10 protein-coding genes are annotated in these 12674 nt (G+C 70.9%); 3 read left to right on the forward strand and 7 right to left on the reverse strand.

All coding sequences use genetic code 11. The features are described 5' to 3' along the window. Positions 1–20: 20 nt before the first annotated feature. From CcI49_RS25650 to CcI49_RS25660, 3 genes are all read right to left on the reverse strand, one after another. The gene (locus CcI49_RS25650; RefSeq protein WP_076830045.1) at positions 21–1208 is read right to left on the reverse strand and encodes a PHB depolymerase family esterase; all 1188 of its coding nucleotides are present in this window, start codon (positions 1206–1208) and stop codon (positions 21–23) included. Between the two features lie 37 nt (positions 1209–1245). Further along, positions 1246–1908, reverse strand: a complete 663-nt coding sequence (locus CcI49_RS25655) for a hypothetical protein (protein ID WP_076830048.1) — start codon at positions 1906–1908, stop codon at positions 1246–1248. Between the two features lie 248 nt (positions 1909–2156). Further along, on the reverse strand, positions 2157–3236 hold the full coding sequence (locus CcI49_RS25660) for a hypothetical protein (protein ID WP_235498173.1): 1080 nt from the start codon (positions 3234–3236) through the stop codon (positions 2157–2159). A 152-nt stretch (positions 3237–3388) separates the two neighbouring features. Here CcI49_RS25660 and CcI49_RS25665 point away from each other — a divergent pair, with 152 nt between their 5' ends. After that, entirely contained in the window at positions 3389–4807 is a 1419-nt protein-coding gene (locus CcI49_RS25665) for a deoxyribodipyrimidine photo-lyase (protein WP_198955627.1), read from the forward strand. A gap of 535 nt (positions 4808–5342) precedes the next feature. Here the strand turns inward: CcI49_RS25665 and CcI49_RS25670 are convergent. The 3 genes from CcI49_RS25670 to pdxH all read right to left on the reverse strand — a co-directional run bounded on the left by CcI49_RS25670 (position 5343) and on the right by pdxH (position 8003). Further along, the gene (locus CcI49_RS25670) at positions 5343–6140 is read right to left on the reverse strand and encodes a L,D-transpeptidase family protein (RefSeq protein WP_054568752.1); all 798 of its coding nucleotides are present in this window, start codon (positions 6138–6140) and stop codon (positions 5343–5345) included. Then, the gene (locus CcI49_RS25675) at positions 6137–6901 is read right to left on the reverse strand and encodes a hypothetical protein (RefSeq protein ID WP_076830054.1); all 765 of its coding nucleotides are present in this window, start codon (positions 6899–6901) and stop codon (positions 6137–6139) included. The genes CcI49_RS25670 and CcI49_RS25675 overlap by 4 nt, the downstream gene beginning before the upstream one ends. A 358-nt stretch (positions 6902–7259) precedes the next feature. Continuing rightward, positions 7260–8003 carry a pyridoxamine 5'-phosphate oxidase gene (pdxH, locus tag CcI49_RS25680; RefSeq protein WP_076830058.1) on the reverse strand — a complete coding sequence of 248 codons (744 nt, stop codon included), beginning with the start codon at positions 8001–8003 and terminating at the stop codon, positions 7260–7262. 569 nt (positions 8004–8572) lie between these two features. Here pdxH and CcI49_RS25685 point away from each other — a divergent pair. Continuing rightward, a complete protein-coding gene (locus CcI49_RS25685; RefSeq protein ID WP_076830238.1) occupies positions 8573–9667 on the forward strand; it encodes a citrate synthase 2 in 1095 nt (364 codons plus the stop codon). Next, positions 9660–10784 (forward strand): phosphoserine transaminase, encoded by a 1125-nt coding sequence (gene serC / locus CcI49_RS25690; protein WP_076830235.1) that lies wholly within the window; start codon positions 9660–9662, stop codon positions 10782–10784. Before CcI49_RS25685 ends, serC begins: the two co-directional genes overlap by 8 nt. A 262-nt stretch (positions 10785–11046) precedes the next feature. Here the strand turns inward: serC and CcI49_RS25695 are convergent, their stop codons facing one another. Further along, positions 11047–12414, reverse strand: a complete 1368-nt coding sequence (locus tag CcI49_RS25695; protein ID WP_076830061.1) for a citrate synthase — start codon at positions 12412–12414, stop codon at positions 11047–11049. Positions 12415–12674 lie beyond the last annotated feature (260 nt).

Below are 12674 nucleotides of genomic sequence, written 5' to 3' on the forward strand. Positions count from 1 at the left end.
TGGCCGCGTGAGCCAGGGATCTACATGCGCGGCCCGGCGGTGGCCGACCGAGCGTCCTTCAGCAGGTCCCACAGCACCGCGGCGGTGTTGAACGCGGTCGGGCCGGTCAGCGCCGGCCACCCGTGCCCCAGCGTCGGCAGGACGTACTGGACGAGGTGGGCCGACGTCGAGCAGAGCGTCTCGTGCCGGATCGCGACCGGCGTGGTCGTGGAAGTGGCCCGCTGCGATGGGCCAGCTGCCCCCGCCGCCGTCCCGGAGCCGGCCGTCCCGGAGCCGGCCAGCTGGCCGTCGGGTCCCGCGGCCGAGATGATCGCGGATGCGGCTCCGTCGCCGGTGGGTGTGCCGGCGGAGCCGGAGGACGCCGCCGTGGGGCTCGTGCTGGCACCGATGGGGCGGCCGTCCGCGCCGGTGTAGCTCGTGTCGCCGGGCTGGGTGGGCGCCGGGCAGCCGTCGACCGCGCGGAACGGCGCGAGGCTGACGTCCACCGGCGTGATCCCGGTCTGCAACGGTTCCGACCACAGTGTCCCGGCGTAGGGGACGTGCCCGTCCAGGCTGCCGTGGATCTCCACTGTGGTCAGTGGCGCCGGTGGGGCGCAGCTGAGCGTCTGCAGGCTGGCCGCGACGGCGGCGAAGCCTGCGAGCTCGTCGCCGTGCTCGCAGGCGTAGCGGTAGGCGAGCATTCCGCCGTTCGACAGTCCGATGATGCTGACTCGCCGGGGGTCGATGGGGTACTCGGTCTCCAGATGCGCGATGAGTGAACGCAGCCAGCCGACGTCGTCGACGCCTGCCGCGCCGGAGGCGCCGCAGCAGGTACCCGCGTTCCAGGACAGGTTCAGGCCGTCGGGGTRGACGACCGCGAAGCCCGACGAGCGGGCCAGCTCGTCCAGGCCCCAGCCGAGCTGCGGCTCGCTGCCGTCGTGGTAGAGGCTGTGCAAAGCCACGACCAGGGGATACGGCTCGACCGTGCCGCTGTCCGGGAGCGTCAGCCGGATCTGACTACCGCGTCCACTCCGCTCGAAGGCGTCCGGGCCCGATGTGGGCGACGGTGATGGCGAGGTTGTCGCGGTTACCGGACTACCCGTGGCGCTCGCCTGCGGGGAGGAACCCTTGGCACCGATGAGTCCACAGCCGGTGACGACCATCATCGTCGCGAGCAGCGAGGTAAGAAGCCGGACCGCGACGACGCGGCGGCGGTGGGCGGCCGACACGACGGGTATTCTGACGCGCCGCCAACCTGGCCGCGCATCAACGGTGTCGTTGATTACTCTTTGTATTTGAACTGCTGCGCGCGAGATCGCCCTCGCGCACGACGTTCAGTCGCGGGCGCTCACGTGGCGCCCAACGATCCGCCGCGGGGTCGGCTCCGGACTGCTCCCGACCGGCTGGGGTCATGCTGCGGGAGTGCATTGGTAGTGGCATGACGTTTCGCGTCTCGGCGTCGAACGCGCGGGCCTCGCCGTTCTGCGCCGCACCGCTCTGGGCCGTCTGCGCCGCGCTGCTCTGGGCCGTCTGGGCCGCGCTGCTCTGGGCCGCACCGATCCCGCGGTCGACCGGGCCACCGCGCTCGACCGGGCCGATTCTGCCCACGGTGCTGCGCGGGCCGCGACCCGTCTCGCTGTTCCTGCTGTTCTGGCCGTCCTCGGCTCCGTCCGCGCCGGCAGCTGGCGCGGCGCCGGCCAGCCAGATCTGGGGCGGCTCGGTACCTGGCATCTCCGTTTCGGCCGACCCGGCCGCGCTGCGATAGCGATCGAATGCCACCTGGGCGCGTGTCTCCAGGTCATCGACCCTCGCGAGCGACTCGCGGACCCTGCGTTCACCGGCGGGGCCGGCGGCCAGCAGGTCGGACAGGCAGTGATCCACTGCCCGACGGGCTGCCAGCCAGCCAAGGAGCAGCCGTGAACGTTCCATGTCCGATGGCTCGTTCACCCGGAAGTCCCTTCGCTCGCAATCTCGTGACGCCACTGTGGCGTCGCCCTCCGCGAGGTGCTGATCGTCCGCTGTTCGTCCTGGCGTAGGGGGCTCCCCCCGTCGTGCGGAGCGGCGTCGGCGCCGCGCCGCGACCCGAAGTAGTTCTCGTCTTCCCAGAGTGCCCCACCCGGCGTCGTGGCGCGTCGTAGTTTGCCGAACGCGCCCCTACTGGTCGGTCAGAAGCGTGGTCAGAGACCGGGCTGATCCCCCCGAACAGGGGGTGTGGGCGGTGGAGCAGGCTGCCCGGACCGTGGCGCGGTGCCCGTCGGTGGGGGCGGGACGGTGCGGTCCGCAGACGGTACCGGTCCCCGGGGATCGGCCGTCCGGCGGGTCGCCGTCGACGGACGCGGCGGCAGTGCCGGCATCGGCCGTTCGCCTGGCGGTGGGATGGGCGGGCGCCGCGGGACGGGGGGCCGCGGCCCAGGCGCCGGGCGGGTCTCGCGGCGGACCTGCTCGGCTGCGGACCCCTGGCTGGCGGAGGCTGCCTGGCCGACGGGGGACGCCTTGCTGGCGGAGGCTGCCTGGCCGGCGGGGGACGCCTGTTCGGTGGATGAGGGTGGCGGGGTGTTGGGTGCCGCCGGCGAGTGGCTGGTGCGCCAGGCGGCACGAGCGTCCTCGGCGGCGTCCTCGGCGCGATCGAGAATCTCCTCCCAGCGGCTCTGCATCGGACGGATCAGCCCGCCGCCCACTCCGACCACGAGCACTCCGGTGCCGGCGGTGAGTACCGCGTACAGCAGCGGGGTCGTGACGGAGGTTCCGATGCCGAGCTCGTCCAGGGCGGCCTTTCCGAAGAGGAGGCAGGCGGCCGCGGCGACGACCCGGCTCACGGCGCGCCCGTGCGGCAGCCCGCTGAAGGAGTCGGTGAGGAACTGGCGCGCGATGCCGGCCAGCGCCAGGCCGACCAGCACGATCGCGATCGCCAGCAGGAGCCGCACCAGCACTCCCAGGACCGCGCCGGCCATCCGGTCGGCCGGGCTGGGACCGAAGACGCCGAGCGCGACGCGCAGGACGGCCAGCAGACCTGCCACGGCGGCGAGCCGGAACAGCCCGTCGCGGACCATGGTGTCCCGACAGCGGAGCAGCCGGCCGATGCCGCTGCGGGCCAGCAGACGGTCGAAACCGTTGTCCTCCAGGGCCCGGTCCGCGAGGCGGAGCAGGGCCCGGACGACGACCGTGCCGATCGCGAGGATCAGAACGAAGACGATCACTTTGGGGCCGGTCTGCGCCATTCGCGACCAGGCGTCCGAGATGCCCTGATCCCATTGCACGGCCTGCGTCACCCCGACAGCACAACAGTGCGTGGCTGGGGATGAAGTGATGCCACGCCGTGGACCTGCGTGGCACTGGAGTGGTCCACAGGGCGTTGCGGTGTGTGGGTCGTTACCTTCTGCGGATGCGATCGTCCACATCGAGTCGGACCGTGTGGTGGCTGCGCCGGGACCTGCGCCTCGACGACAACCCGGCCCTGCTCGCCGCGGCCGGGCAGGGCCCGGTGCTGGCACTGTTCGTCCTCGACGAGGCGCTCCGCCGCCCGGCCGGGCCGGTGCGGCTCGCGTTCCTCTACCGCTGCCTGCGGGATCTCGACCGCAGGCTCGCCGGCCGGCTGTGCGTGCGCACCGGCGACCCCGAACAGGTCGTCCCCGCCGTGGCGGGCGAGATCGGTGCCGACGTCGTCCACATCGCGGCCGACCACGGGCCGTACGGGCGTCGCCGCGACGAACGGGTCGCCCGGGCACTGCTCGCGGGCGGACGGGAGCTGCGGCGCACCGGCTCGGCCTACGCTGTCGAGCCCGGCCGGCTGGTCAAGCCGGACGGCTCGCCCTACCGGGTCTTCACCCCCTTCTACCGGGCCTGGAAGGCGCACGGGTGGCCTGCGCCGGCCGCACCCGCGCCCACGGAGCCGGACTGGCTTGATCCGGCCTCGCTGAGCGGGGGTAGCGAGGAGATTCCCCCGGACCCCGACCTCGACGGCGTCACATTGCCCCCGCCGGGTGAGCAGGCCGCACACGACCGCCTGCACGCCTTCCTGCGTGGGCCGCTCGGCGACTACGCGCGGCACCGCGACGAGCCGGCGGCCGACGCCACCTCGCGCCTGTCGCCCTACCTGAAATGGGGCTGCATACATCCGAGAACGGTGCTGGACGGCGTGCGCGCGGCGACGGCCCCCGCGACCAGCGGCGCCACCGACGGCACCACGGAGGCGGCGGAGAAGTTCCGTAGCGAGATCGCGTGGCGGGAGTTCTACGCGGATGTCCTCGCGGCGAATCCATCCTCAGCACGGAGCGACCTCTCCGAAGCCCTGGCCCGGATGTCCTATGAACCACCCGGCGAGAGCTTCGAGGCGTGGAAGTGGGGGCGAACCGGATATCCCATCGTCGATGCCGGGATGCGCCAGCTGCTGGCCGAGGGCTGGGTACACAACCGGGTACGGATGATCGAGGCGTCGTTCGTCTGCAAGGACCTCCACGTCCACTGGACGCACGGGGCCCGCTGGTACCTGGAACGGCTGGTGGACGGCGACCTCGCCTCGAACAACCACGGGTGGCAGTGGACGGCAGGCACCGGCACCGACGCGGCGCCGTACTTCCGCGTCTTCAACCCCGTCTCCCAGGGCCGCAGGTTCGATCCCGACGGGGAGTACATCCGGCGCTGGGTGCCCGAGCTGCGCGGTCTGCCCGCCGAGCTGGCCCACGAGCCGTGGAGGTGCCCGGGCGGCCCGCCGAACGGCTACCCGGGCCCGATCGTGGACCACGCGGCGGAGCGCCGTGACGCCCTCGCACGGCATGCCCAGGCCCGGAACGCGTCGGCCGGTGGGGCGTCGGCGCCGACGCGGATCTGAATCGCCCGGCGCGGCCCGGTGCGGCGGATCGTCGGATGTCTCCCTTATCGGGTTGTTTGGTCTAGCCGCAAGTGGTGGTCGTGTCGGCTATCCGACACCAACTGATTCCCCTGTCCGCGGGTTCACTCGGCCGCGATTGGCCACCCTTGAGATGGGCAGGGAGGCGGCGGGCTCGACTCCTCGCCCGTCCATCCGGTGGGGAAGTGACGGGCTCCATYGGACGTGGCCGCGTCGGTGCGGGATGTGGAGGGCAGCTCGTGCCGACGCGCCACGGGCACGTTCACGTGCCACACGGGCACCGTCGAGGCTGACAGGCTGACGTAGGCGCGCACAGCAGGCCGTGCCGGCCGCTGACGCGCACGCCCACGGCGAGGCAGCCAGGTGACCGAAGCGCATCCAGACCAGACAGGGTCAAGGCCTTCGAGGCCAGACAGCGTCGCCGTCGAGGCCAGACAGCGTCAAGGCCAGACGCGGCTGCCCCGGTAACGGGTGTGCGGCCGCGTCTGGCCCTGACTGACGCAGGATCAGCGCAGGATCAGGCGACGATCTCCACTGGCGTCCCCAGCGGGACGGTCTGTGCCAGCCGGGTGATCGAATCGTTGCTCAGCCGGATGCAGCCGTGGCTGACGTCGCGGCCCAGCGAACTCGGATCGTTCGTGCCGTGGATCCCGATGACGGGCTCGCGGCCACCGAAGTCCTCCAGGCTGGTGGAGAACCCGCTCAGGCCGAACGCGTACGGCCCGTAGGCACCGTTCGGGTTGCTCGGCCGCAGCAACTCCATCAGGAAGAACCGGCCGCCGGGCGTCGGGGTGTCCGAGGTGCCGATGGCCACCTTCTCCTCGGCGATCTTCTGGTCGCCGTTGAAGAGGCGCAGCACGTGCGCGCCACGCGCCACCTCGATGCGGTAGGGCGTCTGGCTCGCGGTGACCTGCTCGGCCTTCACCCAGCCGGTGCTTCCGTTGGGCTCGACGGGCAGCAGGACCTGCCACCATCCCGGCATCTTCGCCTGCACGAGGAAGACCCGCGGGGCGCCGTTCTCGTTCGGGTTCGACAGGCTGCGTGTCGGCTTGGCGGCGGTGGGGGCCTGGTAGATGTCGACACTGGCGCCGCTGGCGGTCAGCACGGTGCTGGTGCCCTGGTTGAGCCCGGCGACGGCGGCGAGCTGGCTTTGGACCGCCGCGGGCACCGCGGCCGGCCCGGAGGCCCCGTCATCGCCGCCACAGCCGCTGAGGATCACGCCGCCCAGCACAACGGCCAGTGCCGCCGCCCCTGTCCGTGACAGGGCGCGGCGGCCGGTCGAGCGCTCGGCGAGCGCTTCGTGGTGACGTGTCATCCCGTGTAGTACGGCTCGGTGGACACCGCGCTCGTGGCAGCGGGGGCAGCGATGGGCAGCACGGCGGGCACGGCCGCCGGCGGGTCGGTGCCCTCGCAGTCGGACACCCCGACGGTGGGCAGGGTCACCAGCAGGTAGCCGGTCTCCGCGTCCCACGGGGCCGCGACCACGGCCCCGCCGTGTGAGTCGAGGGTCAGGGTCTCACCCGGGCCGATCTCGGAGATGCCGGCACCGAGACTGGTGTCGAACCAGCCGAACCCGAAGGCCCTGTCCTGGGTGTTCTGCAGCGTCCAGGTGGGCCCGTCGGCGCCGCACTTGAAGGTGAGGACGAACGGGTTGGCCTCGAAGTCCTCGATCCCGTCGATTTCCTTGTCCAGCGGCACCTTGAACGGGAGCAGGGACAGGAAGCCGTCGAGGACCGGGTCACCGGTGCCCTCGGTCGGGGTCGACGTGGGTGACGCGCTTTCCGTCGCCGTGGSGCTGGCCGTGGCGTCCGCCGTTGTCTGCGGGGTGTCTGTCGCCGTGGGAGTCGCGGAAACGTCCGGGTCCGGCGTGGCCGACTCGTCAGCCGACGGCGTCTCGGTCGTCTCCGGCGAGGTCAGGCGTACCTCCGGCTCCGTGGTGGTGGTGGCTTCCACCGTCGGGGAGGCGCTGGGGCTGGTGGACGTCGTCGTCGTGGCTGCCGAGGCCGGTGGGGCGACCGCTATCAGGGCCGCTCCGAGAACGCCGGCCGCCACGGCCCGCATTCTGGTGATCCGCATGAATCCGTCTCCCTATGTTGTGACGGGTCGCCCTTGACACGCGCTGCCGGCGGCCCGTCAAGGTGCCCGACCAGCCGGAGGGCGGCGAGTCGGCGCGGGACGCGGATCAGCGTTTGCTGATCAGGTACGGCTGCAGGCAGAAAGGTACCAATGCCCGCATCGTCACGGGGTGGGCGGGTCCGACGTAGCGGAAACGTTGGGTGTTCATCTGTGTTAAACGCGTCGCGGTGGCAGGGTGTGGGGTCGGTCGTGAAGTGTCGATCCGGTGGGTCGGCTCACCTGCCGTTCACCTGCCGGAATCATGTTGTGCATCGGTGGCCACCGGTGGTCGGATTCTTCGGCCTGGATCGGTTCGGCGTCAGGGCGCCAACCGTTCGATGATCCAGGTGGGAGCCCTGTCCGGCGCCTGGCTGTGGGTCGTGCCGGGCCCGGCCGCCGGCTCACCCGCAACCGCGGATGCCCCACTTTCTGTGATCAGCCGATAGCGCAGGCGGTCATGGAGGCGGTCCGGGCGGCCCTGCCAGAACTCGACCGAGTTCGGTACCAACCGAAGGCCTCCCCAGAACGGGGGGGTCGGCACCGATTCGTTCCCGGGCCATCGGATCTCGAGCTCGGCCAGCCGGTCGGTCAGCACCTCGCGGGAGGAGATCACCTCCGACTGGTGACTCGCCCAGGCGCCGAGCTGGGATCTGCGTGGCCGGGAACGGAAATAGGCCTCGCTCTCCGCGCGCGGAACCCGTTCGACGGAGCCTGTCACGATCACCTGTCGTTCCAGTGGATACCACGGGAAGAGGAGGGATCCGTAGGGGTTCGCAGCGGCCTGGCGGGCTTTCGCCGAATGGTAGTTCGTAAAGAGCACGAATCCCTGCTGATCGAATCCCTTCATCAGCACCGTGCGGGAACCGGGACGACCGTCGGCGTCGGCGGTACCGAAGATCATCGCATTTGGCTCGCTGATTCCGGATTCTGGGGCGGAGGCCTCCGCGAACCATTTCCGGAACTGCTCGGTCCAGGTCGCGGCGAGCATTGCCTCGTCGAACCGCCCTGGACGGTAGCTGCGGCGCAGCACCGCGGGATCGGGTGTCGGCGGGTGGAGGTTCACGGTTCGGATCCTGGCAGGCCCTCGGCAATGTGACTGGCATCACCTCGGATGGGCGGGTGGTGGCAGCGGACGCCCCCGCACGCTTGATGACGAAGTGCGGGTGATGTGCGGGCGCGGCACCGGTGCGTAACGCGACTCATCACTTCCCGCCCAGTGGCGAAACGGCTCTCGACAGGGCAGGATGCAGACGGACGATTACGTCCTTAACGCAGGACCGATGTGGCCACGGACCGATGTGGTGACAGCGCGACCAGTCATCACCAGCGACCACTCGTCAGAGCGACCGCGCTCGGCGCGACCATCGGCCGGGCGGCCACTCGCCGAGCGACCGCGGGTCTGGCGACCACATGGTCTGGCGACGGCAGGGAACAACCGCAGGGAACAACCACAGCACCGACGAACTCGACGAGTCGCCGACGGCGGCGGCAACGGGGCCGCGCTGGAACCGGGACGATGCGACGACCGCCAGGTCGGCGCGCGCCGGATCCGGCGATGCGCAGCCGCGGCTGACCGGTCCCGGCAGGGCCCGTCCCACTGTCGGCCGAGACAGAAGCGGAGATCCGGACTCGATGGCCGAGAAGACAAGCGATTTCAAGCCGGGCCTGGAAGGCGTGATCGCCTTTGAGACGGAGATCGCCGAGCCGGACAAGGAAGGCAGCGCGCTGCGCTACCGCGGCGTCGACATCGAGGACCTGGTGGGCAAGGTCGACTACGGCCACGTCTGGGGTCTGCTCGTGGACGGGGCGTTCGAGCCAGGCCTGCCGCCGGCCGAGCCCTTCCCGGTACCGGTGCATTCTGGCGATATAAGAGTCGATGTCCAGAGCGCGCTGGCGATGCTCGCGCCCTACTGGGGCTTCGGCCAGCTGATCGACATCACCCCGGCGCAGGCGCGGGACGACCTGGCGCGGGCCTCGGTGGTGGCGCTGTCCTTCGTCGCCCAGTCGGCCCGTGGGCTCGGCCAGCCGGCCGTTCCGCAGCGCGAGGTGGACCGCGCCCGCACGATAACGGAACGGTTCATGATCCGTTGGCGCGGTGAGCCCGACCCCAAGCATGTGCAGGCCGTCGACGCCTACTGGGTGTCCGCCGCCGAGCACGGCATGAACGCCTCCACCTTCACCTCCCGCGTGGTCGCCTCCACCGGCGCTGACGCCGCCGCGGCGCTCTCGGCGGCCGTGGGCGCGCTGTCCGGGCCGCTGCACGGCGGGGCGCCCTCGCGCGTCCTGGCGATGCTGGACGAGGTGGAACGGACGGGTGACCCCGCCGGCTACGTCCGGGCGGCCCTGGACCGCAAGGAGCGCCTGATGGGCTTCGGGCACCGGGTCTACCGGGCCGAGGACCCGCGCGCCCGGGTGCTTCGCCGCACCGCCCGTGACCTGGGCTCGGAGCGCTACGAGGTGGCCGAGGCGCTGGAGGCCGCGGCCATCGAGGAGCTGACCAACCGCTACCCCGACCGCCCACTGCGGACGAACGTCGAGTTCTGGTCGGCCGTGGTGCTGGACTTCGCCGAGGTCCCGGCCMATATGTTCACGTCCATGTTCACCTGCGCCCGTACCGCGGGCTGGAGCGCTCACATCCTGGAGCAGATGCGGACCGGCCGGCTCATCCGCCCGTCCGCCCGCTATGTCGGCCCCGCGCCGAGGCCGCTGGGGGACGTCCATGCCTGACGCCCCGACGATCGTCCTGCCCGACTCGCTGCGTCCGGTCGACGGCCGCTTCGGGTGCGGGCCGTCCAAGGTCCGCACCGAGGCCGTGGACGCCCTCGCGGCGAGCGGGACCTCGCTGCTCGGCACGTCGCACCGGCAGAAGCCGGTGAAGAACCTGGTCGGCCGGGTCCGGTCCGGGCTCGCCGACCTTTTCTCGCTGCCCGAGGGCTACGAGGTCGTCCTTGGTATCGGCGGCGCCACCGCCTTCTGGGACGCCGCCGCGTTCAACCTGGTGCGGGAACGGTCCCAGCACCTCGTCTTCGGCGAGTTCGGCGGCAAGTTCGCCGACACGACGAAGGGCGCGCCGTTCCTGGGCGACCCGTCGATCGTGAAGTCGGAGCCGGGCACCCACCCCGACTGGGCGCCCGAGGCGGATATCGACGTCTACGCGACGCCGCACAACGAGACGTCGACCGGTGTCGCCCGGCCGGTGCGGCGCCCGGTGGGCACCGACGCGGGCGCGCTGCACCTGGTGGACGCGACCTCCGGCGCCGGCGGCCTGCCCGTCGACCTGACCGAGGTGGACGTCTACTACTTCGCGCCGCAGAAGTGCTTCGCCTCCGATGGTGGTCTCTGGGTGGCTCTCATGTCGCCCGCGGCGCTGGGCCGGCTCGGCGAGATCGCGGCCACCGACCGCTGGATCCCGCCGTTCCTGGACCTGACCACGGCGCTGGACAACAGCACCAAGGACCAGACGTACAACACCCCGGCCGTGGCCACCCTGTTCCTGTTCGCGAACCAGCTCGACTGGATGAACGGGCAGGGCGGGCTCGACTGGTGCGTCCGGCGGACCGGGGAGTCCTCCTCGATCCTCTACAACTGGGCCGAGAAGACCGCCTACACGACGCCGTTCGTCGCCGACCCGGCGCAGCGCTCCCAGGTCGTCGTCACGATCGACTTCGAGGGCGTCGACGCCGCCGCGGTGGCCAAGGTGCTGCGCGCCAACGGCATCGTGGACGTCGAGCCCTACCGCAAGCTGGGCCGCAACCAGTTGCGGGTGGCCTGCTTCCCGGCCATCGAGCCCTCGGACGTCGAAGCCCTCACCGGCGCCATCGACCACGTGGTCGAGCGTCTCTGACCAACATGCGACTCGGGCCGGGAGGACGACCTGTCCTCCCGGCCCGATCGGTTGGGACGCACACCCACGCCCAGCTCGGAAGTACTCGGAAGTCGAGCGCTTCAGAGCTCACTTCAGAGCTTCATCTCGGTCCGCCCGCCGGCCAGCGGCCGAATGCTGGAAACACGACGACCGCCGGTCGGCGGCAGGCCGGCGGCGGTCGTCTCAGGTGGGTGTCTCAGGCCCGCCGCGGATCGGTGCGGCGGGCGGACTCCCTGGGGGCTCAGCGCAGCGGGCGCACCGGGGCGGCCTGCGCGGCCTGGGCGGCGATCGGGTCCGTCTCGGCGGCGGCCGCGGCCGACCGGACGTCCATCGGAACGTAGGGACGCTGGTCGTAGCCGACGTACAGCTGACGCGGGCGGGCGATCTTCTGCTCGGGGTCGAGCAGGCCCTCCTCCCACTGGGCCAGCCAGCCCGGCATCCGGCCGATCGCGAACAGCACCGGGAACATCTCCACCGGGATACCCATGGCCTGGTAGATGATGCCGGTGTAGAAGTCGACGTTCGGGTAGAGCTTGCGGGAGATGAAGTACTCGTCCTCCAGCGCCACCCGCTCGAGCTCCATCGCGAGGTCGAGCAGCGGGTTGGTGCCGGTGACCTTGAAGACCTCGTCGGCGACCTGGCGGATCACCCGGGCCCGCGGGTCGTAGTTCTTGTAGACGCGGTGGCCGAAGCCCATGAGCTTCTTCTTGCCGTCCTTCACCTGGGCGATGAAGGCGGGGATGTTCTCCACCGAGCCGATGTCGGCGAGCATGCGCAGCACCTGCTCGTTGGCGCCACCGTGCAGCGGGCCGTAGAGCGCGGCGATCGCCGCGGCGGCGGCGGAGAACGGGTCGGCCTGGGAGCTGCCGACGGCACGCATCGCGTTCGCGGAGCAGTTCTGCTCGTGGTCGGCGTGCAGGATGAACAGCACGTCGAGCGCGTGCTCGAGGTTCGGGTCCGGCTCGTACTTGAGCTCGGTGGCCTTCCACATCATGTTGAGGAAGTTGCCGGCGTACGAAAGATCGTTGTCCGGGTAGACATACGGGAAGCCCACGGAGTGCCGGTAGGAGAACGCCGCCAGCGTGGTGATCTTCGCGATGAGCCGGACGATCTGCAGCCGCCGCAGACCGGGGTCGTCGATCGTCTTGGCGTCCGGGTAGAAGGTCGACAGCGCGCCGACGGTCGATACCAGCATGCCCATCGGGTGGGCGTCGTGGTGGAAGCCGTCGATGAACTTTTTGATCGACTCATGCACCAGGGTGTGGTGCGTGATCTCGTCTTCCCAGGTGTAGAGCTCATCCGAGGTCGGAAGCTCGCCCGCGAGAAGCAGGTAGGCGACCTCGAGGAAGCTGCTCTTCTCGGCCAGTTCCTGGATCGGGTATCCGCGGTAGCGCAGGATGCCGGCGTCACCGTCGATATAGGTGATCGCGCTGCGGCAGCTCGCCGTGTTGGTGAACGCGGGGTCGTATGCCATCAGGCCGAAGTCGTCGTCGTCGACCTTGATGGTACGGAACGCACTTGAGCGGATCGTGCCGTCGGTAATCGGCACCTCGTACGTCCGACCGGTGCGGTTGTCAGTGACGGTCAGGGTACTGACCTGCTCGGACACGCCGGGCTCCTCTCGCCATGGCACTGCCGGGTGACGGCGTCGGCCACCTCCGGGCGCGCGCCCGGTTCGGAGCGCTCTCGCCGGTTCACTGGTTCGGTTGTCCCCAAGTCTCGCGGTTCGAGCCACCACATGCGCGTGATCGGTGGCGTCTATCCCACGTGTGCTCTGCCACCCTGTATGCCGCCGAGCTGCGGGTGGCGCCAGGGCTGGTGCAGCTGGTAACGAACTGCCCGATTTGGGCGTCTACGGGCGGTTGGGTC

The sequence above is a fragment of the Frankia sp. CcI49 genome, assembly GCF_001983215.1.
Classification (GTDB): domain Bacteria; phylum Actinomycetota; class Actinomycetes; order Frankiales; family Frankiaceae; genus Parafrankia; species Parafrankia irregularis.